The sequence below is a fragment of the Streptomyces sp. NBC_01352 genome, assembly GCF_036237295.1.
Classification (GTDB): domain Bacteria; phylum Actinomycetota; class Actinomycetes; order Streptomycetales; family Streptomycetaceae; genus Streptomyces; species Streptomyces plumbiresistens.
In genome coordinates this window covers 6,573,573-6,597,880 of sequence record NZ_CP108354.1, presented here as the reverse complement: position 1 = coordinate 6,597,880, position 24,308 = coordinate 6,573,573, and the positions used below count along the sequence as shown (strand labels likewise).

The 24,308-nt window shown below is 70.7% G+C and carries 18 protein-coding genes, 1 other RNA gene and 1 pseudogene; 6 read left to right on the top strand and 14 right to left on the bottom strand.

Annotated elements, in window-relative coordinates; all coding sequences use genetic code 11:
- Positions 1 to 115: 115 nt before the first annotated feature.
- The 11 genes and pseudogenes from OG252_RS30690 to OG252_RS30640 form a co-directional block, all read right to left on the bottom strand.
- On the bottom strand, positions 116 to 2,512 hold the full coding sequence (locus tag OG252_RS30690) for a HelD family protein (protein ID WP_329340156.1): 2,397 nt from the start codon (positions 2,510 to 2,512) through the stop codon (positions 116 to 118).
- Between the two features lie 80 nt (positions 2,513 to 2,592).
- Complete coding sequence (locus OG252_RS30685; RefSeq protein WP_323186045.1) at positions 2,593 to 3,426, bottom strand: anti-sigma factor family protein; 834 nt, start codon at positions 3,424 to 3,426, stop codon at positions 2,593 to 2,595.
- Positions 3,426 to 3,947: a sigma-70 family RNA polymerase sigma factor gene (locus tag OG252_RS30680; RefSeq protein ID WP_010039908.1), complete on the bottom strand. Its 522-nt coding sequence runs from the start codon at positions 3,945 to 3,947 to the stop codon at positions 3,426 to 3,428. Before OG252_RS30680 ends, OG252_RS30685 begins: the two co-directional genes overlap by 1 nt.
- A gap of 319 nt (positions 3,948 to 4,266) precedes the next feature.
- Positions 4,267 to 4,860 carry a CGNR zinc finger domain-containing protein gene (locus tag OG252_RS30675; protein ID WP_329340154.1) on the bottom strand — a complete coding sequence of 198 codons (594 nt, stop codon included), beginning with the start codon at positions 4,858 to 4,860 and terminating at the stop codon, positions 4,267 to 4,269.
- Between the two features lie 192 nt (positions 4,861 to 5,052).
- On the bottom strand, positions 5,053 to 6,201 hold the full coding sequence (locus tag OG252_RS30670) for a uroporphyrinogen-III synthase (protein ID WP_266438842.1): 1,149 nt from the start codon (positions 6,199 to 6,201) through the stop codon (positions 5,053 to 5,055).
- A gap of 119 nt (positions 6,202 to 6,320) precedes the next feature.
- A complete protein-coding gene (locus OG252_RS30665) occupies positions 6,321 to 7,706 on the bottom strand; it encodes a nitrate/nitrite transporter (protein ID WP_266438840.1) in 1,386 nt (461 codons plus the stop codon).
- Between the two features lie 306 nt (positions 7,707 to 8,012).
- A pseudogene (locus tag OG252_RS30660) lies at positions 8,013 to 8,234 on the bottom strand (exopolyphosphatase); the annotation flags it as partial.
- A 46-nt stretch (positions 8,235 to 8,280) separates the two neighbouring features.
- Positions 8,281 to 9,471, bottom strand: a complete 1,191-nt coding sequence (locus OG252_RS30655) for an acyltransferase family protein (RefSeq protein ID WP_329340150.1) — start codon at positions 9,469 to 9,471, stop codon at positions 8,281 to 8,283.
- Entirely contained in the window at positions 9,468 to 11,660 is a 2,193-nt protein-coding gene (locus tag OG252_RS30650) for a polysaccharide deacetylase family protein (protein ID WP_329340148.1), read from the bottom strand. Before OG252_RS30650 ends, OG252_RS30655 begins: the two co-directional genes overlap by 4 nt.
- A gap of 135 nt (positions 11,661 to 11,795) precedes the next feature.
- Positions 11,796 to 12,917, bottom strand: a complete 1,122-nt coding sequence (locus tag OG252_RS30645) for a hypothetical protein (protein WP_443068436.1) — start codon at positions 12,915 to 12,917, stop codon at positions 11,796 to 11,798.
- 145 nt (positions 12,918 to 13,062) lie between these two features.
- Entirely contained in the window at positions 13,063 to 14,037 is a 975-nt protein-coding gene (locus tag OG252_RS30640) for a LysR family transcriptional regulator (RefSeq protein ID WP_329340144.1), read from the bottom strand.
- A 117-nt stretch (positions 14,038 to 14,154) separates the two neighbouring features.
- Between OG252_RS30640 and OG252_RS30635 the strand changes: the two genes are divergently transcribed.
- The 6 genes from OG252_RS30635 to OG252_RS30610 all read left to right on the top strand — a co-directional run bounded on the left by OG252_RS30635 (position 14,155) and on the right by OG252_RS30610 (position 22,013).
- A complete protein-coding gene (locus OG252_RS30635) occupies positions 14,155 to 15,432 on the top strand; it encodes an MFS transporter (protein ID WP_329340141.1) in 1,278 nt (425 codons plus the stop codon).
- Between the two features lie 173 nt (positions 15,433 to 15,605).
- Entirely contained in the window at positions 15,606 to 16,901 is a 1,296-nt protein-coding gene (locus OG252_RS30630) for an extracellular solute-binding protein (RefSeq protein ID WP_266438825.1), read from the top strand.
- Positions 16,898 to 17,923 (top strand): carbohydrate ABC transporter permease, encoded by a 1,026-nt coding sequence (locus tag OG252_RS30625; protein ID WP_329340139.1) that lies wholly within the window; start codon positions 16,898 to 16,900, stop codon positions 17,921 to 17,923. Before OG252_RS30630 ends, OG252_RS30625 begins: the two co-directional genes overlap by 4 nt.
- Positions 17,920 to 18,744 (top strand): carbohydrate ABC transporter permease, encoded by an 825-nt coding sequence (locus tag OG252_RS30620; protein WP_266438820.1) that lies wholly within the window; start codon positions 17,920 to 17,922, stop codon positions 18,742 to 18,744. Before OG252_RS30625 ends, OG252_RS30620 begins: the two co-directional genes overlap by 4 nt.
- 12 nt (positions 18,745 to 18,756) lie before the next feature.
- Positions 18,757 to 21,006 (top strand): alpha-xylosidase, encoded by a 2,250-nt coding sequence (gene yicI, locus OG252_RS30615; RefSeq protein ID WP_266438817.1) that lies wholly within the window; start codon positions 18,757 to 18,759, stop codon positions 21,004 to 21,006.
- The gene (locus OG252_RS30610; RefSeq protein ID WP_329340136.1) at positions 21,006 to 22,013 is read left to right on the top strand and encodes a LacI family DNA-binding transcriptional regulator; all 1,008 of its coding nucleotides are present in this window, start codon (positions 21,006 to 21,008) and stop codon (positions 22,011 to 22,013) included. The genes yicI and OG252_RS30610 overlap by 1 nt, the downstream gene beginning before the upstream one ends.
- A 27-nt stretch (positions 22,014 to 22,040) precedes the next feature.
- On the opposite strand, the gene OG252_RS30605 is transcribed toward OG252_RS30610, so the two are convergent.
- The 3 genes from OG252_RS30605 to smpB form a co-directional block, all read right to left on the bottom strand.
- Entirely contained in the window at positions 22,041 to 23,027 is a 987-nt protein-coding gene (locus OG252_RS30605) for an extracellular catalytic domain type 1 short-chain-length polyhydroxyalkanoate depolymerase (protein WP_329340134.1), read from the bottom strand.
- 183 nt (positions 23,028 to 23,210) lie between these two features.
- Positions 23,211 to 23,597: a transfer-messenger RNA gene (ssrA, locus tag OG252_RS30600) on the bottom strand.
- A gap of 135 nt (positions 23,598 to 23,732) precedes the next feature.
- Entirely contained in the window at positions 23,733 to 24,275 is a 543-nt protein-coding gene (gene smpB, locus OG252_RS30595) for an SsrA-binding protein SmpB (RefSeq protein WP_266438811.1), read from the bottom strand.
- Between the last annotated feature and the right edge of the window lie 33 nt (positions 24,276 to 24,308).

Below are 24,308 nucleotides of genomic sequence, written 5' to 3'. Positions count from 1 at the left end.
CCACACCCAGGCTAACAAACGGATCCCGTAAGTCCCTCCCGTCGCCCGACCGCCACCCCTCAACGACGGCGCTTTGCGCCGGTACCTTCCGATTCGTCCCGAGAGTTCCTCCGGATCAGTCTCTCAGCAGGTCCGGAACTCCCTCGCCGTCCGGCGCGTCCCGCTCCGCCGAGACCACTGTGAGCTGCTGCGTCGCCCGGGTCAGTGCCACGTACAGCACCCGCAGCCCGGCCGGTGACTCGTCCGCGATCTCCGCCGGGGAGACGACGACCGTGGCGTCGTACTCCAGGCCCTTCGCCTCCAGGCTGCCGAGCGCCACGACGCGGTCGCCGAGCCCGGCGAGCCAGCGCCTGGCCTCCTCTCGGCGGTTCATGGCGACGACGACACCGACCGTGCCGTCGACGAGGTCGAGCAGCCGGGCGGCCTCGGCCCGGACGGTCTTCGCGAGGGATTCCCGTGCGGGTACGGCCGCGAAGCGTGGCTGTACGCCGGTGGAGCGCACCGCCGACGGGGACTCGGCGCCCGGCATCGCCAGCGCCAGCACCTTCGCGGCCAGCTCGGCGATCTCGGCCGGGTTGCGGTAGTTCACGGTCAGCTGGAAGCGGCGGCGCGGGCGGCTGCCGAGGGCCTCGTCGCGGGCCTCGGCCGCCTCGTCGGGGTCGGACCAGGACGACTGGGCGGGGTCGCCGACGACCGTCCAGGTGGCGTGCCGGCCGCGGCGGCCGACCATGCGCCACTGCATCGGCGTGAGGTCCTGGGCCTCGTCGACGATGACGTGGGCGTACTCGACGCGCTCCTGGGCGAGCCGCTCGGCCCGCTCGCGCTGCGACTCCTCGCGGACCGGCATCAGCTCCTCGAGGCCGGTGAGGAGGTCGAGCGGGTCGGCCTCGCGCCTGCGGCGGGGGCGGGCCGGGGTGCCGAGGATCGACTGGAGCTCGTCCAGCATCGCGATGTCGTGGACGGAGAGGCCGTCGCGTCTGAGGGAGCGGGCGACCCTGCGTACCTCGCCGGGGTTGAGGATCCGCCGGGCCCAGCGGCCGAGGCGCCGCTCGTCGGCCATGGCGTCGAGTACGGCCTTCGGGGTCAGCTCCGGCCACCACGCGTCCAGGAACTCGATGAAGCTGTCCTCGGCGCTGACGTCCTCGTCGAAGGAGGAGCGCAGCTCGGCGGCCAGCTCCGGGTCGGTGTGCCGGCCGCCCGCGCCGGACCGCGACCACAGGGCGTCCAGGAGCAGCTTGCGGGCGCGCGGGCGCAGCATGTTCACGGGTGCGGTGCCGCTGAGCACGTTCTGGCGGATGCCGTCCAGCTCGCCGGCCTCCAGCTCCAGGCGGCGCCCGAAGGCGACCACGCGGAGCCGGGTGGGCGGGCCCGTGGGGGCCTGCGGCCCGGGGTCCGGGTCGTCGAGGGCGAGCTGTCCGGCGGGGGCGTCCGCGCGCGTGGCGCCGCCCGAGCCCGCTTCCAGGGCGCCCCGCGCCGCCTTCCGCAGGACCTTGAGCATGCGGTACGACCCCTTGGCCCGCGCCACCGCCGGCGCGTCGTACAGCGTGGCCTCCGCCCCGTCGACGAGCGAGCCGATCGCGCGGATGGCGACCTGGCCCTCCTCGCCGAGGGAGGGCAGGACGCCCTCGGTGTACGCCACGAGCAGCGGGGTCGGGGAGACGATGAGGATGCCGCCCGCGTACCGCCGGCGGTCCTGGTAGAGCAGGTACGCGGCCCGGTGCAGGGCGACGGCCGTCTTGCCGGTGCCCGGGCCGCCCTCGACGTAGGTCACGGAGGCGGCGGGGGCGCGGATCACCAGGTCCTGCTCGGCCTGGATGGACGCCACGATGTCCCGCATGGTGTGGGTGCGGGCCTGGCCGAGGGCGGCCATCAGGGCGCCGTCGCCGATCACGGGCAGTTCCCGGCCGTCCAGGAGTGCCTTGATCTCGGGGCGCATCAGGTCGTCCTCGACGCCGAGCACCCGGCGCCCCTTGGAGCGGATGACGCGGCGGCGGACCACCCGGCCGGGGTCGACCGGCGTGGAGCGGTAGAACGGGGCGGCGGCGGGCGCCCGCCAGTCGATGACCAGCGGGGCGTACTCCTGGTCGAGGACGCCGATGCGGCCGATGTGCAGGGTCTCGGCGATGTCGGCGGTGTTGTCCGGGCGGACCGCGCCCTCCGCCGGTTCCACGGCGGTGTAGGCGCCGTCCGGCCCCTTCTGGCCGTCCTTGCCGGGGAGCAGGTCGATACGGCCGAAGAGGAAGTCCTCGAACTCGTTGTTCAACCGGTTGAGGTGGATGCCCGCCCGGAAGACCTGCGCATCCCGCTCGGCGAGCGCGCCGGGCGTACCGACCTGGCCACGCTTGGCCGCGTCGTTCATGAGGAACTCGGCCTCGTGGATCTTCTCCTCAAGGCGCTGGTACACCCGGTCGAGGTGTTCCTGTTCGACGCTGATCTCTCGGTCACGCACGGAATCGTGCGTGGAGTCCTGAACCGAGTCGACCGCGGTTTCCTGCTGAGCCTGAGCGGCCACCGGGCCCCCTTCTGACGTGCTGGGCAGCCGTCAACCGTACGCGAAGGGGGCCCCGAGAAGCTATGTGCGCGCTCAGTGGATCACACGTTGCCCTTGACGAGCACGTCCCCGTCGAGAGTCATGACCTCGAATCCCTTCATCTCGTCCGGGGCGAAGGACGCGCCGCCGACGATGTAGAGCGGGTTCTTGGACTTTTCGGTCTTGCCGTCCGCGAGGCCGTAGCCCCAGGCCGGGACGGACCAGTTGGAGGCCGTCACCCGTTCGCCGTTCTCGCCGATGAAGATCAGGGAGCACTTGAGCGGGCCTTTGACGTTCTTGAGCTCCAGGACCGACTCGGTGCCCCAGTCCTTCTTCGCCAGGGCCACGGTCGCGCTCACGCCCGTCGTCGGGTCCGTCGCCGAGACCTTGTCTTCGATGGTGCCGAACAGGTCCTTGGCCGGGGTGGCCGAGAGGGTCACGCCCTCCTTGGCGCCGCCACCGCTCGAGTCGCCGCCGGTCGCTGCCGTCGCGGCGATCGGACCGCCGACGATCAGCGCGACCGCGGCCGCCACCATGTAGAAGCTCTTGCGGCGCTTGCGGGCGCGGCGCTCGGCGACCTCGTCGACGAGCTTGTTCACGACCCGCGGGCTGGGCTTGGCGGACAGCGACTCGCCGATGGCGGGTGTGCCGGAGCCGGGCAGGTCCGCGAGGGCGGCGAGCATCGGTTCCATGCCGGCGAGCTCGTCGAGCTGCTGGGCGCACCATTCGCAGGTGGCGAGATGGGCCTCGAAAGCGGTTGCTTCGGCGTCGTCGAGGATGCCGAGGGCGTAGGCGCCGACGGTCTCGTGCTCGTTCGGACCCGGAGATCCCATCATGGGACCAGACATACCCGCACCACCCGTACCGAATCCCTGGTTTCCCCCGTACACACTCATCACGCCGTCACCCCCCGCTCCTCCAGTGCCAGCTTCATCGACCGCAGGGCATAGAAGACCCTGGAGCGCACGGTGCCACTCGGTATACCAAGCGTCTCAGCCGCCTCATTGACGGTACGCCCCTTGAAGTACGTCTCGACGAGCACCTCCCGGTGAGCCGGGGTCAGGTCGTCGAGCGCGTCGGACAACGTCATCAGCCACAGCGCCTTGTCGATCTCGTCCTCCGCGGGGATGACCTCCAGCGGCGACGGATCGACCTCCTGCGGCCGGGCCTGCCGGCTGCGGTGGCCGTCGATGACGATGCGCCGGGCGACCGTCACCAGCCAGGGGCGTACCGATCCGGTCGCTCGATTGAGCTGGCCGGCGTTCTTCCAGGCACGGATGAGCGTCTCCTGCACGACGTCCTCGGCACGTTGCCGGTCTCCCGCGACAAGGCGGAGCACATAGGCGAGCAGGGGTCCGGCGTGTTCTCTGTAGAGCGCACGCATGAGCTCCTCATCAGGTTCCGAGGGCTGGGACATGCGATGTCGGGCCCTCGATCCACGTTCATTGGCCACGACGGAATCCTTGCGCACGCCCACCTCCGATGTCCGGGGGTTCCCCCAGTCGGTCGCTCCTCCACGGGTACGGACGCGGGGAGTTGGATGTTCAACGTGGGGTGACAGTTTTCTCGTGGGTGACGTGACGAGGCCGGACATGAGCGCACATTCCCACCTCGTGATCTTTACATTTCCGCCACATCGGCAAGATCACGCCGGCTGCCCGCAGGCCGCCAAAGGTAAACGGCGTGTAATCGAAATCACTTCGACAGCCGTTCCACAGAAGGAACATAACGGTCACTCAGGCGCGGGTGACCGCCGCCCGACGCCGATGCCGGGCCACCCGCTCCCGGTTCCCGCAGACCTCACTGGAGCACCAGCGCCTCCTGCGCCCCCGGGACGTATCCAGGTAGACGATCGGGCAGTTGTCCCCTTCGCACTGCCGCAGCCCGGCCCGCATGACCGGATCCGTGAGCAGCTCCACGACGTCCCGCGCGACGGCACCGAGCAGCGCCGCGCACTCGGGCGGGCCGTCCAACTCGCGCACCAGCGTGCCGTCTTCGCAGGTCACGGCACGCGGCGCGGGCGGCGCGGCGCGGGCGATCTCATTGACGCGGGCGAGCGCGAGATCGTAGGGCAGGCCTTGGGGCGCGAGTCCGCCGGGCACCAACTGGCCGATGCGTTCGCGTAGTTCACGGAAGCCGACGAGCCAGGACGCGTCGGCGTGCGCCAGCCCGGTGCCCGCCGGGACGAGTCCCGACCCGGCGATCCAGGCGCGCAGCACCGCGACGGAGTCGAGGCGTTCGTCGGGATGGGTGGTCGCGAGGAGATCCAGGCAGATCCGCCCCGCATCGAACCGCAGCTCGTACGCGGCCGTGGCCGTACCCAATGCCATGTGCCTGTCACCGCCTTGGGGTCACCCCGGTGAGGAACCGTTCCCTCTTACAGTGCCTGCCCGCTCCTGCGGCCGGAACCCCTCGTACCGGCGGTAGGCGGGGCCCACACCACGGAACGGCACCGCCAAAGGCGCGCCGGGCGCGGCCATGGTCTCGGGTACGTGCCGGGACAGCGCACCTGCGGACAGGCCCTACGCGTCGCCGTACTTCGTGTCGGCGGACGGGTCCAGGGCCAGCCGGTAGCCGCGCTTGACGACCGTCTGGATCAGCTTCGGCGCGCCCAGGGCCGTACGCAGGCGGGCCATCGCCGTCTCGACGGCGTGCTCGTCGCGCCCCGCGCCCGGCAGTGCCCGCAGCAGTTCGGAGCGGGCCACGACCCATCCCGGGCGGCGGGACAGGGCGCGCATGAGGGACATGCCGGCCGGCGGTACGGGCTTGAGGTCGCCGTCGACCAGGACCGCGTGGCCGCGGATCTCCACCCGGTGCCCGGCGATCGGCAGGGAACGCGCCCGACCGGGCATCTCCTGGCACAGGAGCTGGACGAGGGGGCCGAGCCGGAAGCGTTCGGGCTGGACCGTGTCGATGCCCTGGGCCTGGAGCGGCAGCGCGGTGACCGGGCCGACGCAGGCCGGCAGGACGTCGTGGTTGAGGGCGGCGAGCAGCTCGGGCAGCAGCCGGCGGTCCTCGGCGCGGGAGAGCAGGGAGGCGGCGGCGGGGGCGCTGGTGAAGGTGACCGCGTCCAGGCCGCGCGAGACGGCCGCGTCCAGGAGCCGGTCCACCGGCCCGATGTCCTCCGGGGGCATCCACCGGTACACGGGGACGCCCAGGACCTCGGCCCCTGCGGCCCGCAGCGACTCCACGAAGCCGGGCAGCGGCTCGCCGTGCAGCTGTACGGCGATACGGCGGCCGTCGACGCCCTCCTCCAGGAGCCGGTCGAGCACCTCCGCCATGGACTCGGACGACGGCGACCACTCCTCGTTGAGGCCGGCCGCCCGGATCGAACCCTTGACCTTGGGACCGCGCGCGAGGATCTCGACCTCGCGCAGCCGGTCGAGCAGGGTCTCGCCGAGCCCCCACCCGTCGGCGGCCTCGATCCAGCCCCGGAAGCCGATCGCGGTCGTGGCGACCACGATGTCCGGGGTCTGGTCGATGACCTGCTTGGTCGCCGCCAGCAGTTCGCTGTCGTCGGCCAGTGGCACGATGCGCAGGGCAGGGGCATGCAGAACAGCGGCTCCGCGCCTCTGAAGCAGCGCGCCCAGCTCGTCGGCCCGGCGTGCGGCCGTCACTCCCACGGTGAACCCGGCGAGGGGTCCATGGTCCGGTCGCTGTACCTCGTACATAACTCTCGTTCCCGCACTCGAGTCGTCGCACCTGCCACCAGGTGTGGCACCTGCATGCCGACCGAGCCTGTCAACGGCTCGTGACAGGCTCGGTTCGGCTTCATGTCGCTGGTGTTACGTCACACCTCCGCGTAGCTGAGCTGCGGCTTCGCCTCAGAGGCCGAGCTCGTGGCCTGCGACCGGGACGCCGAGCGGCGAAGGTATACGGCCCAGGTGACCACGAAGCAGGCGGCGTAGAAGGCGAGGAAGGCGACGAAGGCGCCGGTGCCGGAGCCGTAGGAGAGGAAGGACTGCCGGAAGGCGAGGTTGATGCCGACGCCGCCGAGCGCGCCGACCGCGCCGATCAGACCCATGGAGGCACCGGAGAGACGACGCCCGTAGGCGGCGGCCGCTTCCCCGTCCAGGCCCTTGGCCACGGCCTTGGTCTGGAAGATGCCGGGGATCATCTTGTACGTCGAGCCGTTGCCGAGGCCGGTGAGGACGAACAACACCACGAAGGCGACGGTGAACAGGGCCAGCGACTTCTCCATGCTGGCGGCGATGAGGACCGCGGTCGCCGCGCCCATGCCTACGTAGTTGTACAGCGTGATCTTCGCGCCGCCGTACTTGTCGGCCAGCCAGCCGCCGAAGGGCCGGATCAGCGAGCCGAGCAGCGGGCCGATGAAGGTGACGTACGCCGCCTCCAGCGGGGTCCGGCCGAACTGGTTGGTCAGCACCTGGCCGAAGGCGAAGCTGTAGCCGATGAAGGAACCGAAGGTGCCGATGTAGAGGAAGGACATGATCCAGGTGTGCGCGTCCTTCGCGGCGTCCTTGGCGGCGCCGGTGTCGTTCTTCACGTTCTCGATGTTGTCCATGAAGAGCGCGGCGAGGACGGCGGCGACGACGATGAAGGGGATGTAGATCCCGAGCAGCACACGCGGACCGCCGCTGGCACCGATGACGGCGAGTCCGGCCAGCTGGAGCACCGGCACGCCGATGTTGCCGCCGCCGGCGTTGAGGCCGAGTGCCCAGCCCTTCTTACGGAGCGGGAAGAACGCGTTGATGTTGGTCATCGACGACGCGAAGTTGCCACCGCCGATACCGGCCAGCAGGCCGACCAGCAGGAAGGTGTTGAAGGAGGTTCCCGGCTCCATCACCGTGAACGCGGCGACGGTCGGGACCAGCAGGAGGGCGGCCGAGACGATCGTCCAGTTCCGTCCGCCGAAGATCGCGACGGCGAAGGTGTAGGGGACGCGGACGACGGCGCCGACCAGCGTCACCATCGAGGTCAGCAGGAACTTGTCGGCCGGGGTGAGCCCGTACTCCGGGCCCATGAAGAGCACCAGCACGGACCACATGGTCCAGATCGAGAACCCGATGTGCTCGGAAAGGACGGAGAAGATCAGGTTGCGGCGGGCGACCTTCTCTCCGGTTTCCTTCCAGAAGGTCTCGTCCTCCGGATCCCACTGCTGGATCCAGCGGCCGCCCCTGCTCGGGGGTGCGGGGGCTGTGCTAGGGGCTGTCATGACGCCTCCACGGTGCTCCGGGGCTTGGTTCAGGGAGTGGCTGAGTCCCGAAGGTAGGGAGGGCGCGTTTCCGCCCTGTGGCACACCGTGACCGGAAGGGAACTTTGCTCTCACCAAGAGTGGAGGCGGGATGAGAGGTTTCGGAACCTCATGTGACTCGGTTCATATGTGAGCGAACACGGGCAGGCCGGAACGCCGGTCACCGGTGGCTGTCCTGCCGGGTCGCCGGGCCGTTCAGGCGTCTGAGCCCGGCGTCCATGACCGGCGTGGCGGCCTGGGCGGTTCACTCGGTCGAGTGCCACCGAAGTCCTGGGCGATCGCCGAGACCGTCGTCACCGAGCCGGCCAGGCCCACCGGCGTGTGCGCCTCGCGCAGCGGGACCGTCTGCTCGGCGAGGTCGAGGGCCGCCTCGATGTCGGCCCGCATCGCCGCGATCTGCTCCGCGGACGGCGGGTCGCTCACCACCCCGTCCCGCACCAGGTGCCGCTCGGTCATCCGGACACAGCCCCCGTCGACCGAGCGCGCCGCGGTGCCGGTCGTCGGCGCGGGGCGCGCTGCCGACCGGCACCGGGTCTCAGTGCTTCCGTGTCCGTTTCCGCCTCGCCCCGTCCGGCCACAGCTGCGGCCGGCGTTTCGCCGCCAGGTCCTCCGCCCACCCGAAGGCCACGACGCACCCGCCGATGAGGATCCAGACGAACACCAGGACCGGCCAGGGGCTCTCCAGGAGCCCGGGGGCGTTCTCCGAGAGGGTGTCGACGCTCCACAGGTGGTCCCAGAGGGTGGCGGCGACGAGGATGCACGTGTTGTGCCAGAGGTAGATCGTCACCGCGCGGGAGTTGAGGAGGGTGATCGGCCGCGCCCAGCGGCGCAGTCGGCTCGGCCACTCCGACCAGGACGGGCTGATGTGCAGGAGCAGCATCACCGTGGCGAAGGACCACAGGGACTGGGCGAAGGGGATGGCGTCGAGGTCGTGGCCGGTCTCGAAGCCGTGGGCCAGGGCGTACCAGAGGCCCAGGCAGGCGATCACCGGTGCGACCGAGGGGACGATGTAGCCGGGGATCCGCCGCAGGAGGCCCTCCTGGTGGGCCAGGCCCAGGATCCAGCAGGCGCCGAAGGTGCTGAAGTCGGTCAGCGCCGACGGGAACCGCTCCCCCGGCAGGGTGAGGTAGCCGAACTCGAAGGCCGCCGCCAGGACGATCGGCGACACGAGCGTCGCCCAGGGCAGCGCGCGCAGGGCCTTCAGGAGGAAGGGGGACAGCAGCACGAACCAGAGGTAGGCGCGGATGTACCAGAGGGGTCCGGCCAGGTCCACGGCCCAGTCCTCGCTGAGGATGCCGGCCACCCCGGACAGGCCCTCGGCGTACGGCGGGTCGCTCAGCGGCAGGATCCAGTAGGTGAGGTGGAGCCACCACCAGCCGGGGTGTCCCTCGTCGTTCGGGCTCCAGCCCTGCGCGACCATGCCGGTCACGCCGATCGCGCCCAGCAGCCACAGCGGGGGCAGCAGGCGGCGCATCCGGCCGCGTACGACCGTCAGGGCCGGGCGGCTGCTCAGGGAGCGGGCCATGAGGTTGCCGGCGAGCGCGAACATCACGCCCATCGACGGGAACACGAGCGGGAGCCAGGCCCAGCCCATGAGGTGGTAGAGGACGACCCGGAAGAGGGCGAGGGCCCGCAGGAGGTCGAAGTAGCGGTCGCGGACGGGGGCCGCCCGCTCGGGGGCCTTGGGCTCGTCCCACGTGACGGGTTGTACGGGTGCGGTACTCATCCCACCGGCCTCTTTTCCGTGACCTGCCGGCCCTGCGCGGGCATGTTCGGCGGGGCCGACACCCCGCCCATGCGCCGCAGCTTCTGCCAGCGCAGCCGGCCACCGGTGAGGGCGGTGATCCAGGACTGGAGCAGGACGACGTACATCAGCTGGCGGTAGAGGATCTGCTGCAGGGGCAGCGAGATCAGCGGGGTCAGCCGTTCGCGGTCCAGGATGAAGGCGTAGGTCGCGCAGGCCAGCTGGATGGCGAGGACGCCGAACCAGGCCAGGATCGTCTTCCCGGTGGGGCCGAAGACCAGGCCGTAGATGAGGAAGACGTCGATCAGCGGCGCGAGCAGCGGGGCCAGCACCATGAAGAGGGACACCAGCGGGAGCCCGACCCGGCCGAAGCGGCCCGAGGGGCCCCGGTCGAAGACGGCGCGGCGGTGTTTCCAGATCGCCTGCATGGTGCCGTACGACCACCGGTAGCGCTGGGACCACAGCTGCTGCACGGACTCCGGGGCCTCGGTCCAGGCGCGGGCGTTCTCCGCGTAGACGACCTTCCAGCCGTCGCGGTGGATGGCCATGGTGATGTCGGTGTCCTCGGCGAGCGTGTCGTCGCTCATGCCGCCGACACGTTCCAGGGCGCTGCGGCGGAAGGCTCCGACGGCGCCCGGGATGGTGGGCATGCACTGCAGGACGTCGTACATACGGCGGTCGAGGTTGAAGCCCATCACGTACTCGATGTGCTGCCAGGCACCGATGAGGGTGTCCTTGTTGCCGACCTTCGCGTTGCCGGCGACCGCGCCGACGCGGGGGTCGCCGAAGGGCTGGACGAGTTCGCGGACGGTGGACGGTTCGAAGACGGTGTCGCCGTCCATCATCACGACGAGGTCGTACCGGGCGTTCGCCACGCCCCGGTTGAGGGCGGCGGGCTTGCCCGCGTTGAGCTGGCGGACCACGCGGACGCCCGGCAGGTTCAGGTTCTCCACGATGCGGGCCGTGCCGTCACTCGAACCGTCGTCGATGACGATGACCTCGACGGGATGGTCGCTCTGCATCAGGGAGCGGACGGTGTTCTCGATGCACTTGGCCTCGTTGTACGCCGGAACCAGCACCGACACCGGTTCGGTGATCGGCGGCCCCCAGCGGAAGTCGCGGCGGCGCACCCGGCGGGCGTGCAGGGCGGAGAGCAGGAGCATCAGGCCGAAGCGGGCGATGACCAGGAAGCCGATGATCGCGAGGCCGACCACCAGGACGGCCGTGATGTTGTCCGAGGCCTGGACGAGGAAGACCCACGCCTTGCCCTTCCACAGGTCGACGCCGGCCACCCGGGTGTGCGCGCTGGGGGCGTCGAGGGCCTCGGTGAGGTTGTCGAACGCGTAGCCCTTGGCCTTCATCTGCGGCAGGAACCGGTCCAGCGCCTCGACCGTCTGGTGGCGGTCGCCGCCGGAGTCGTGCATCAGGACGACCGCGCCCTTGCCGCCCTTGGGCGTGACGTTGCGGATGATCCGGTCGGCGCCGGGCTTGCGCCAGTCCTGGCTGTCGACGCTGGTGACGACGGTGATGTAGCCGCGGGTGCCGATGTACTGGGTGACCGGCCAGGAGTTGTTGTCCATGGAGGAGGCGAACGAGGAGTACGGCGGCCGGAACAGCGAGGTGCGGATGCCGGCGGCGCCGGTGATCGCCAGCTGGTTCTGGGACAGCTCCCAGTCGATGCGCTCCTTCGACTGGAGGGAGAGGTCGGGGTGGTTGAAGGTGTGCAGACCGATCTCGTGGCCCTCGTCGACCATGCGCCGGACCAGGTCCGGGTAGCGCGAGGTCATGGTGCCGGTGACGAAGAAGACGGCGTGTGCCTTGTGCTTCTTGAGGACGTCCAGGACCTTGGGGGTCCAGGTCGGGTCCGGGCCGTCGTCGAAGGTGAGGACCATGTGCCCGTCGGGCAGTTTCAGGCTGGTGGTGCGGCCGGTGCGGGTGTCGATGACCGGGCCGCCCTTGACGATCTCCTCGGGCACCTGGTCGGCGGACGACTCGGTCTGGACGCGGTGGTCCGCGAGGATCTCGCTGTGCACATAGCCGCGCAGCATCAGCATCGCCATCAGCGCGGCGAGGAACAGCACGGGCAGCAGCAGACGCATGGGCAGGCGGCGGCGCCGGGAGCCGACGGCGGCTCCGGTCGCGGCCCCGGGACGGCGGGTGCGGGTTGCCATCAGAGGTTGTGCTCCGGGGACGGGGATGCCATCGGGTGGATGTGCATCGGGAGGACGTGCACACGAGCGGGCGTGCACCGGGATTACGGGATGCGCTGCGAGGCCCCCGCGAAGAGGACCTCGCAGCGCCGCCTCTCAGAGGACGGGCTCCGAGGAAGGCGCGGGCGCGGCTCCCGTGCCGTCCGGCTCCGTGGTGATCGGGGTCGGGTCGTTGGGGCCGTCGGCCACCGTGCCGGTGCCGGGGTCGCCGACTCCTGTGGTCTCGGTCGGGGTGGCCGTGGGTCCGGTGTCCGTCGGCGTCGGGTCGGGCGGCTCACTGGTGACCGGCGGGTCCGTCGTCGGTGTCGCCTTCGGCGGGGTCGACCCGGTGCCAGGGCCCGGGGCGGTTGCCGTGCGGCTCGGCGAGGGGTCGGCGGACGTGCCCGCCCCGGGGCTGACGCCGGCGCCGGGCCCGGTGGCGCCGGCGCTCGGGACCGGGGCCGTGCCGGTGCCGGCCGTCGGGGTGGGTTCCGGCAGGCCGCCGGGCGTACCGGAGGGCGGTGCCGACTCGGCGGGCAGCGGCGAGGTGTCGACCTTGCCGGCCGGCTGGCCGTCCTGCTGGCCCGGTACGGGCAGCCAGGGCGCGTTGGAGTTGCCGGACAGCAGCGTGGCGACGATGACGACGGCGTAGACCGCGCAGGCCAGACCGACGGCGATGCCGATCCGGCGGTACCGGCGGCTGCGGCGGCCCGACTCGTCGACGAACACCGGGCCGTCGGAGCCTTCCGGGCCGGCGGCCGGACCGCCGACGGGCCCGCCGCCCTTGGCCTGGCGTACGAGGAGGTCCTCCAACTGCTGGCCTATGCCGTCGAGTTGGACCGTCACCTCGTGCGGGTCGTGCGTGGGGTCGTGGTCGTCCGGGTCGTGGCCGGAACCGGACGTGCCGGTCTCGCCCCACGGGTCACGGACAGCGGCGGTCCGGGCGGCGGCCTCCGGGCGGCCCGGCAGCTCGGCTGCGGGCGGGAGGGCGTCGGTCTCGGCGGTCCGGCCGGTGCCCGGGAAGGCCCGGCCGGCTCTGCGGGATATCGCGGTGCCGGCGGCGTCGGCAGAGGCCCGGTCGCCCTCGCCCGAGGTTCCGCTTCGTCTCGGGATTCCGGTTCCGTTGGTCTCCGGGAACGCCTGGGTGCCGCCCCTGGTAGCCGAATGGACCCCGGTCGCTGCGACCTCGGGCCATTCCGGTTGGGCGTCTTCCGGCCACTTCTTCACGTGCACGCACATCCCCCCAGGGACAGTTCCGGGTGCGCGCACGACCCAAGCACCCGTCGGCCGAACCGAGCCCCCACCCGGTCCGAGCGCCCCCCTTATCACACTGTGCTCAGGGTACGAATGTAGCGCACAAGGAGGTTGTGTGCGTGCAGGGTGCTCAATTGTGGACACTCATCAGGTTCACGTCATTGGCTGGAACCCACCCCCCGGCGGGCCGCCGCAGCCACTCCTCCTCGACCGAGAGTTCGAGCGCGGCCCGGCGCAGGGCATCAAATCCCGGGTGCACCAGCCCCTTTCGCCACACCAACGACACCGGTGACAGCGGCACGGGGTCGACCAAGGGACGCCTGACCGTCGCGGGCATGGCCGGAAAATCCACTACGACGAGGATCGGGTTCCGCGTCTTCGCCATGAGCCGCTGGAACTCCTCGTCCCCGACGGCCAGCGGAGCCGGCGAGGCGACCTCGATACCGCGCCCCTCGAACAGCCGGCGCGCGAGGTCCGTCCACTCCGGCGTACGCGGGTTGCCCGCCCCCGCGTACACGCACTCCCCGGCGAGCGCGGCGAGCGGCACCGCCTCCAGTGCCGCCAGCGGGTGGTCCTCGGGCAGGACGACCGCCATGGGCTCGTAGCGCACGGGCTGGTGGTCGAGGCCCGACCGCAGCGCCGGGTCCAGGCCGGCGAACCGCCCGAAGGAGGCGTCGAGGCGGCCCGCGAGCAGCTCCCCCGCGGCATAGGTCAACCCGCTCTCGTAGCGGGCCATCAGCTCCAGCTCGGGGACGAGTTCCCGGGCCCGGTGCAGGACGCGCCGGCCGGTGGCCAGGCCCGGCGAGTTCAGGTCCACCAGCAGCGGCCGGGCCTGCCCGAAGGCGGCGAGCAGTTCGTCCTGTGCCTGCAGCGCACGGCGTGCGTACGGCACCAGCCGCTCGCCGTCGGCCGTCAGCGTCACCTGCCGGGTGGACCGTACGAACAGCTCGGCCCCGAGGTCCCGCTCCAGTCGCCGTACGTCCCGGCTGAGCGCCTGCTGGGCGACGTAGAGCCGGGCCGCGGCCCGCGTGAAGTGCAGCTCCTCGGCGACGGCGAGGAAGGCGCGCAGCAGACGGGGGTCGAGGTGGTGGCCGGAGGCGGGCATCCGGGGAACCTACAACGCGGGTGCGTGAATGAGTACGGAGTTTTCACAACAGGAGTGCGTGAATCGGCACGGAGAAGGTGTTGGACCCCGTGATCCGGTACGGGCCACGGTGGCCGCATGCCGCAACCGACCCCGCGAAGGCCCCCGTTGTACACGGTCACCGCCGACACCCTCGTCGCCGTCGACTTCAACCCCCGTACGGCCGGGGAACCCGGCCCCTACCGCCGTCTCTTCACCGTCCCCGGCACCCGCGCCTTCACCGCCGGCAACCTGCTGGCCCGCCTGCCCATGGGCATGTTCAGCGTGAGCGCGGTCGTCATGATCGCCGGCACCCGGGACTCGTACGCCCTGGCCGGCGCGGTCACCGCGACGGGCCTCGCCGCGACCGCGGTGGTCGCCCCGTGGACCGCGCGGCTCGTCGACCGGTACGGGCAGGCGCGGATCGCCGTACCCGCGACGCTGCTCGCGGCCCTCGGCTCGCTCGCGCTGCTGCTGTGCGTACGGCACGACGCCCCCGCCTGGACCCTCTTCGCCTCCTACGCCGCCACCGCCACGACCCCCAACCTCGGCGGCATGTCCCGCGCCCGCTGGGCCCACCTGCTGAAGACCGAGCCGGACGCCCTGCACACCGCGAACTCCTTCGAGCAGGCCGTGGACGAGCTGTGCTTCATGCTGGGCCCGGTGCTCGCGGCCTTCCTGTGCATGACGTTCTTCCCGGAGGCGGGCACGCTGGTAGGGGTGGTGCTGCTGGTGAGCGGCATGCTGCTGTTCGCCGCGCAGCGCTCCACCGAGCCGCCGGTCGCGAAGCGGTCCCCCAAGAGGGCCACGACCCTGTTCCGCGCCGCCGGCATGCCGCCGCTGCTCGCCGTGTGCCTGGCCATGGGCGTGGTCTTCGGGGCGATGGAGGTCGTCACGATCGCCTACGCGGACGCGCGGGGACACCCCTCGGCGGCGGGCGCGGTCCTCGGCCTCCAGGCGGCCGGTTCGTGCGCGGCGGGCCTGCTGTACGGGGCGGTGCGGCCGGCCGGGTCCGCGGCGAGCCGCTACCCGTGGTGCATCGCCGCCATGACCGCCCTGCTGACGCTGCCGCTGCTCGCCACCGCCCTGACCGGCTCGCTCCTCGTCCTGGCGGGCGCGCTGCTGGTCGCCGGGATGGCGACGGCACCGACGATGGTCACCGGCATGACCCTGGTCCAGGAACGCACCCCTGAGGGCCGTGTCAACGAGGGCATGACCCTCGCGGTGACCGGCCTGCTCGGCGGAATCGCCGCCGGCAGCGCCCTCGGCGGCTGGCTGGCGGAACACGCCTCGGCCACGGCCGGGTTCGGGGTCCCGGTCACGGCGGCCGCGGTGGCCCTGCTGATCACGCTCGCCCGCCTCGCCGAAGACGCCTGACGCGTACGGTCGGTCGAACCGCTTCAACGATTCCCGCGCAACCCATTGACGCCTCTCACAGCCGCCACATACCTTCCCCCGTCGAAGCGCTTCGACGTCACGCATCGAACCGTTCGACGGACCCTGCGTGACGCCCGGGACCCATCCGACTCCGACCTCCCTGGAGGCACTGGATGTTGACGGCACGAAGGCGAGTGACGGCCCTGGCCGCGGCGGCTCTGAGCGGAGCCCTGCTCCTGACCGCCTGCGGCGGCTCGGACGGCGGCTCCGCCGACGGCAAGACCTTGAAGCTGTGGCACTACGAGGCCCCGAACAGCGCGATGGGCCAGGCCTGGACCGAGGCCATCAAGGAGTTCGAGGCCAAGCACCCGGGCGTGAAGGTGGAGTTCGAGGCGAAGGGCTTCGACCAGATGCAGAAGACCGCCCCGATGATCCTCAACTCCTCCGAGGCGCCCGACCTCATGGAGTACAACAAGGGCAACGCGACGGCCGGCCACCTCTCGAAGCAGGGCCTGCTCACCGATCTCAGCGCCGAGGCCACCGAGCGCGGCTGGGACAAGAAGATCGGCGCCGGTGTGCGCACCACCAGCGTCTACGACGCCGAGGGCGTCATGGGCTCCGGCAAGTGGTACGGCGTGCCCAACTACGCCGAGTACACGATGGTCTTCTACAACAAGGACCTCTTCGCCAAGTACAAGATCCCCGAGCCGAAGACGTTCGACGAACTGACCGCCGCCATGGACACGTTCGTCGAGAACAAGGTCACCCCGCTCGCCAACGCGGGCGCCGAGTACCCCGCCCACCAGTACCTCTACCAGCTGGCCCTGTCGAAGGCCGACCGCGCCTGGGTCGACGCCTACGAGCTGTACAAGGGCAAGGTCGACTTCCACGACGCCGCCTGGACGTACGGGGCCGAGACCTTCGCCGACTGGGTGCAGAAGGGCTACATCAGCAAGGACTCCACCAGCGCGAAGGCGGAGGACGCCGGCGTCTCCTTCCTCCAGGGCAAGTCGCCGATCCTGTTCTCCGGCAGCTGGTGGTACGGCCGCTTCCAGGACGAGGCGACGTTCGACTGGGGCACCTTCCTGTGGCCCGACTCGAACCTCACCCTCGGCTCCGGCGGCAACCTGTGGGTGGTCCCCAAGGGCGCCGATAACAAGGAACTCGCCTACGACTTCATCGACATCACCATGTCGAAGAAGATCCAGAACCTGCTCGGCAACAAGGGCGGCGTCCCGGTCGCGGCGGACGCGAGCGCCATCACCGACCCGGAGTCCAAGACGCTCATCGACAACTTCAACACCCTCTCCGAGCGCGACGGCCTGGCCTTCTACCCCGACTGGCCGGTCTCCGGGTTCTACGACGTCCTCGTGTCCGAGACGCAGAAGCTGATGACGGGCAGCGCGAAGCCGGACGACTACCTGGACGCACTGCAGGAGGCGTACGACAAGGACGCGCCGAAGCGATGACGGTCACCGTCGAACGCGGCGGGCGGGTGACCGGCAAGCACGACCCCACCGGGAACCCGCGCCGCCGCCCCCGCGACTCGTACGCCCTGTTCCTGCTCCCCGGCGTACTCGCCTTCCTCACGGTCATCGTCGTCCCGTTCCTGATGAACACGGGCGTGAGCTTCACCGACTGGGAGGGCGTGGGCTCCCCCGACTGGACCGGGCTCGCCAACTACCGCGAGCTGCTGGACGACTCCGAGTTCTGGACGTCCTTCCGGCACAGCCTGTTCATGGTCGTCGCGATGGCCGCCGTACCGACGGCGATCGGGCTGGTCCTGGCCGCCGCGCTGTTCGACTACGTCGGCAAGCACTTCGGCAGCAGGGTCGCGTCCGTCCTCCGCGCCTGCTTCTACCTCCCCCAGGTGCTGCCGATCGCGGTCGCGGGCATCGTCTGGAGCTGGATCCTCGCGCCCGAGAACGGCACCCTCAACGAGTTCCTCGCGGCCGTCGGCCTGTCGTCCTGGCAGCAGGACTGGCTCGGCGATCCCGACCTCGCGCTCTACAGCGTCATGGGCGTGATGGTCTGGGTCCAGATCGGCTTCCCGCTGGTCGTCTTCATGGCGGGCCTGCAACGCGTCGACCCCCAGCTGTACGAGGCGGCCGAGCTGGACGGCGCCGGCTGGTGGCGCCGCTTCTGGCACATCACGCTGCCGCAGATCCGCCCGGAGACCTACGTCGTCCTGACCTGGTGCTCGATCGCCGCGCTCAAGGTGTTCGGCGCGGTGTACGTCCTCACGAAGGGCGGCCCGGGCGGCGCGACCAACGTGCCCTCCTACTTCTCCTTCACCACGTTCTTCGAGAAGACGCAGGTCGGCTACGGCGCCGCGATCTCCACCGTGCTCACGGTGATCATCCTCGCCCTCTCCCTGATCGGCCTGAAGCTCCAGACCCGCGCCGAGGACGACGAGAGCCTGTCCGCGAGCCCCCGTCGCAGCGCAGGCGGGGGCTCGCGGACAGGCTCTCAGGAAGGGACCCGCGCATGACGACCGCGCTCCGCCGCTACCCGGTCCTCGTGGCCCTGTGCATCGCGGCCCTGTTCATGATCGTCCCGTTCGCGATCGTCGCCGTCAACGCGGTCAAGTCCCCGACCGAGTACGCCCAGAACGGCCCCCTCAGCCTCCCCGAGGGCCTCTACCTCGACGGCGTCAAGGACTTCTGGGAACGCGTGGACTTCGGGCAGAAGCTGGTCAACTCGGTGCTGATCAGCGGGGCGGTGGCCGTACTGGCCGTGGTCCTCTCGGTGCTGAACGCCTACGCGATCGGCATCGGCCGCATCAAGGGCCGCACCTGGGTCCTCGCCTTCTTCGTCCTCGCGAACATGCTGCCGCAGGAGGCGCTGGTCTACCCGATCTACTACCTGAGCAAGGAGGCCGGCCTCTACGACACCAGGCTGAGCGTGATCATCGTGTTCACGGTGATCCAGGCGGCCTTCGGCACGTATCTGCTGTCGTCGGTGCTGAGCCGGTTCCCCCGCGAGATCATCGAGGCCGCCCGGATCGACGGGGCGAACAAGTGGCAGGTGCTGTGGCGGATCGTCGTCCCCGTCAGCCGGCCCACCATCGGCGTGCTGCTGGTCTTCTTCTTCATCTGGACCTGGAACGAGTTCCTGCTCCCCCTGGTCATGCTGATCTCCAACGACAACCAGACGGTGTCGGTGGCCCTCGGCGTCCTCCAGGGCCAGCGCCTGATGGACGCCACGATGACCAACGCGGCCGCCCTCCTCGGCGTGCTCCCCGCCCTCGTCTTCTTCCTCGTCTTCCAGCGAACCCTCACCCGTGGCATCGCCGCGGGTGCCGTGAAGTAAGGAACCCCCCACATGAAGTTCACCGACGGCTACTGGCTGCTGCGCGAGGGCGTCACCGCGGCCTATCCGGTCGAGGTGCTCGACGTCACCGCGCAGGACGGCACGCTGGAGATCCACGCGCCGACCCAGCCCATCCGCCACCGCGGCGACCTGCTGAAGGGACCGGTCGTGACGATCAGCGCCCACGCGCCGATGCCGGACGTCATCGGCGTCACCTTCACCCACTTCAACGGCGAGCAGCCGCGCGGACCGGAGTTCGAGGTGGGGCGCCAGGAGGTCCCGCCGCAGGTGTCGTACGACGACGAGCACGCGACCCTGACCTCCGGCGCGCTGTCGGTCCGGGTGGCGCGTACCGGCCCCTGGCAGGTCGACTTCCTCGCCCACGGCCGCACCCTCACGTCCAGCTCCACCAAGGGCATGGGCATCATGCGGGACGCCTCGGGCGGGCACTACCTGCGCGAGCAGCTCAACCTCGGTGTGGGGACCTCGGTCTACGGCCTCGGTGAGCGCTTCGGCCCCCTGGTGAAGAACGGCCAGGTCGTCGACATCTGGAACGCCGACGGCGGCACGGCGACCGAGCAAGCCTACAAGAACGTGCCCTTCTATCTGACGGACGCGGGCTACGGCGTCTTCGTCGACCACCCGGGCAAGGTGGCCTTCGAGGTCGGCTCGGAGATCGTCTCCCGGGTGCAGTTCAGCGCCGAGACCCAGCAGTTGACGTACTACGTCATCCACGGCCCGACCCCGAAGGACATCCTGCGCAAGTACACCGCCCTCACCGGCCGCCCGGCCCTCCCGCCCGCCTGGTCCTTCGGCCTGTGGCTGTCGACGTCCTTCACGACGTCGTACGACGAGGAGACCGTGACCTCCTTCATCGAGGGCATGCGAGAACGCGAACTCCCCCTGTCCGTCTTCCACTTCGACTGCTTCTGGATGCGCGAGTTCAACTGGTGCGACTTCCAGTGGGACCCGCGGGTGTTCCCGGACCCGGAGGGCATGCTGGCGCGGCTGCACGCGCGGGGTCTGCGGGTGTCCGCGTGGATCAACCCGTACATCGCCCAGCGCTCCCCGCTGTTCGCGGAGGGCAAGGCGCTGGGGCACCTGCTGAAGCGGCCCGACGGCAGCGTCTGGCAGTGGGACCTGTGGCAGCCCGGCATGGCGCTGGTCGACTTCACCAGCCCGGCGGCCCGCGAGTGGTACGCGGCCAAACTGGAGGGGCTGCTCGCCCAGGGCGTCGACTGCTTCAAGACCGACTTCGGCGAGCGGGTGCCCCTCGACGTGGCCTGGTCCGACGGCTCCGACCCGGAGCGGATGCACAACTACTACACGTACCTCTACAACCGCACGGTCTTCGACGTGCTGCGCAAGCACCGGGGCGAGGAGGAGGCGGTCGTCTTCGCCCGGTCGGCGACCACCGGCAGCCAGAAGTTCCCGGTCCACTGGGGCGGCGACTGCGAGGCGACGTACGAGTCGATGGCGGAATCGCTGCGCGGAGGCCTGTCCCTGGGGCTGTCCGGCTTCGGCTTCTGGAGCCACGACATCGGCGGCTTCGAGGGCACCCCCACCCCCGCGCTCTTCAAGCGCTGGCTGGCGTTCGGCCTCCTGTCCTCCCACAGCCGCCTGCACGGCAGCTCCTCCTACCGGGTCCCGTGGCTGTTCGACGAGGAGTCGGTCGACGTGCTGCGGCACTTCACCCGGCTGAAGCTGCGGCTCATGCCGTACCTGTACGAGGCCGCGCGCACCGCCCACACCGAGGGCCTGCCGGTGATGCGGGCTATGGTCCTGGAGTTCCCGGACGACCCCGGGTGCGCGCATCTGGAACGGCAGTACATGCTCGGCCCGGACCTGCTGGTCGCGCCGGTGTTCAGTGACGAGGGGGAGGTGACGTACTACGTCCCCGAGGGCACCTGGACCCACTTCGTGACCGGCGAGACGGTGACCGGGCCGCGCTGGGTGCGCGAGACCCACGGGTTCTCGAGCGTGCCGCTCCTCGTGCGGCCCGGCGCGGTGATCCCGGTGGGCGCGGTGGCCGACCGGCCCGACTACGACCACGCCGACGGGGTCACGCTGCGGGCGTACGGCCTGGAGCGGGGCGACCAGGTGACGGTACGGGTCGGGGACGTGACCTTCACCGTCGTACGCGAAGGGGATCTGCTGCGGGCGTCCTGCGGTGATCCGGTGGCGCCCTGGGGGCTGGCCGTCGGTGAGCGCGAGGTGCGGGCGCAGGCCGGGACCGGTTTCCTGACCGTGGAGTGGGCCTGATGGTGAAGATCACGGACGTGGCGCGGCACGCCGGGGTCTCCCCGAGCACGGTCTCGTACGCGCTCAGCGGCAAGCGCCCCATCTCCGACGACACGAAGCGCCGGGTCGAGGAGGCCATCCGCGAGCTGGGCTACCGGCCGCACGCGGGCGCGCGGGCGCTGGCCAGCAGCAAGTCGAACGTGCTGGCGCTGGTGGTGCCGTTACGGGCCGGCATCCACATACCGGTGGTCATGCAGTTCGCGGTGTCGGTCGTGACGACGGCCCGACGCTACGACCACGACGTACTCCTCCTCACCCAGGAGGAGGGCGAGGAGGGCCTGCGCCGGGTCGCCGACACGGCGTTGGTGGACGCGCTGATCCTGATGGACGTCCAGCTCCAGGACCCGCGTCTGCCGCTGCTGCGGGTGCTGGAGCGGCCCTCGGTGATGATCGGCTTCCCGGCCTCCTCCGAGGGCCTGACCTGCATCGACCTCGACTTCAAGGCGGCCGGCGAGGTGTGCGTGGAGCATCTGGCCGGGCTCGGGCACCGGGCGGTGGCCCTGGTCGGGTCGCCACCGGAGGTGTACGTCCGGCAGACCGCGTTCGCCCAGCGCGTGGTCCAGGGCTTCACCGCCGCCGCCGACCGGCACGGACTCGCCTCCTCCGTCCACCCCTGCGAGGCCGCGTCCGGCGCCGCCCGCAAGGTCGCCGAACAACTGTTGCGCGACCAGCCCGCCCTGACAGGGGTCGTCGTCCACAACGAGCCCCTGCTGGAGCCCCTGATCGACGCCTTCGAACAGCTCGGGCTGCGCGTGCCCGGCGACCTGTCCGTCACCGCCATCTGCCCGGACGAACTCGCCGAGTCCATCCGGGTCCCGGTGACCTCCGTCGCCCTGCCGTCCGCCGACATCGGCACCCGGGCGGTGGAGCTGCTGATGCGCAAGCTCGACGGCACGGAGGTACCGGAGGCGACGCTGCTGGCGCCGCGGCTGACGGAACGGGCGAGCACGGCGCCGCGCAACGCCTGACGCGCGGCGCCTTCGCCTGCGCCTGGTTCAGCCGAGCCCCCAGGTCCGGCCGAGCCGGTGGGCGGCACACAGGTTCACGTCGAGGACGTACGCCCCGGCGGTCCCGCACTGCTCGCTCCCGCTGCCGGGGTCGACGGGCTGCCCGTGCCCCATGCCGGTGACGCTGTAGGTCTCCACGACGGCCTTCCCGCCCGCGTCCCGGAAGACCTGGTGGGGATACCCGGCCACGGTGTCACTGACGTCGGCGGTCTGGTCCGCCCCGTGGACGTTGGTCCACTGCTTCGTCAGGTCCGTCATGTTGACGGGCTTCACGGTGTAGTCGGCCGTGCCCTGGAAGGCGGTCAGCGTGGGCCAGGGCCCGGTGTACCCGGGCCGCGCGGCCCGCACCCGGTCGCCCCACTGCTGCGGGGTCTGGGTGGCTCCGACGTACATGCAGACGTACGGCGACCCGGCGGCCTGCGCGCACCCGTACGGCAGCCCGGCGACGATCCCGCCGCCGGCGAACTTCTCCGGGTACGCCGCCATCATCACGGCGGTCATGCCGCCCCCGGCGGACAGGCCGGTGACGTAGACGCGCGAGGCGTCGCCGGTGACGTCGGCGAGCTGCCGGTCGACCATCTGGGCGATCGACGCGGCCTCGCCCTGCCCGCGCTGCATGTCCCCGCTCTGGAACCAGTCGAAGCAGCTCGACGCGTTGTTGGCGGCCTGCTGCTGCGGCAGCACGACGGAGAAGCCCCAGCGGTCGGCGAGCTGGAGCCAGCCGCTGCCGGTGCCGTAGCCGGAGGCGTTCTGCGTGCACCCGTGCAGCGCGACGACGACGGGCCGGCCGGTCGGCAGCCCGTCGGGGACGTACCGGAACATGCGCAGGGCACCGGGGTTGGTCCCGAACCCGGTGACCTCCTGGAGGGAGGCGGCCTCGGCCCGGCCCGGGGTGAGGAAGGCGGCGAGGAGGGCGACCAGGAGGGTCGCGAGGACGGTGAGGCGGTTTCGGCTTGCGGCTCTGGTCTGAGTCATGGGGAGGGACCGTAGAAGCCTGAACGACCCGTCGATATGGGGTGGCACACCACATTGGCCGGGGCACGCGTGTGCTCCTCCCGGGTTCAGCTGCACGCGGCACTGCACGCGGCATGACACAGGCCCCGCCGCTCGGAAGCGACGGGGCCTGTGCCCACATGGGGTACCCGCTCAGGCGCGGGCGAGTGGAGATGGCGGGAATCGAACCCGCGTCCAACGGTGCAGAATCAGGGCTTCTCCGTGTGCAGTTCGCTGCGATTTTCTCGGCCCCGGCGATCACGCGAACAAGTCGCCGACGGGCCCAGTCACTGTTTGATTTCCCATCGAACCCCGTGACCGGGCTCGATGGTTTAGTTCCCTAGATTATGCCAGGGTCCGGGTCGGGAACATCCCCGGTCTGACACCCGTAAGGGCCTTCACTCACTGCTTATTAGGCAGCGAGGGCGAAGGCGCGGGAATCGCTCTTGGAATTGGCGATTATTGGTTGCGACATATGGTTAACGAGATCATTGCCGCTTCCTCGACACGCTTCCCCTGCTTCGACAGCCGCTGTCGAAACCGATCATCCCCATGTTGTTTTTTCAATGCCCTCCGGAGACCGGAGGGGCGCGCCGCACCCGCTGTGGGGTGCAGTTGCCATCGTACGTGACCAACGCGGGACGATGCCACCGTATTCCCGGCGGTCTCGCCCTGCCGGCCCCGCTCCTACTGGGCCCGCTGCTTCCGCTTCGCCGCCGCGATCGCGCGGTCCGACTCCCGCCGGTCCTGCTTCTCCCGCAGCGTCTGGCGCTTGTCGTACTCCTTCTTGCCTCGCGCGAGGGCGATCTCGGCCTTCGCCCGGCCGTCCTTGAAGTACAGGGCGAGGGGCACGATCGTGTGACCCGTCTCCTGGGCCTTGGACTCCAGCTTGTCGATCTCCTCGCGGTGCAGGAGCAGCTTGCGCTTGCGGCGCACGGAGTGGTTGGTCCAGGTGCCCTGGCTGTACTCCGGGATGTGGGCGTTGTGCAGCCACGCCTCGTTCCCGTCGATCTGGACGAAGCCGTCGGTCAGCGAGGCCCGGCCCTGGCGCAGCGACTTCACCTCGGTGCCGCTGAGCACCAGCCCGGCCTCGTAGACGTCGACGATCGCGTAGTCGTGCCGTGCCTTCTTGTTCTGGGCGACGATCTTGCGCTTGCCGTCCTTGGCCTTCACGGCCCCCGAGCCCTGCTTGGGCTGGGATTCCTTCGGTACGTACATTCCCTTGCTCATAGTCCCGCCATTTTCGCACTACGGAGGGGGTCT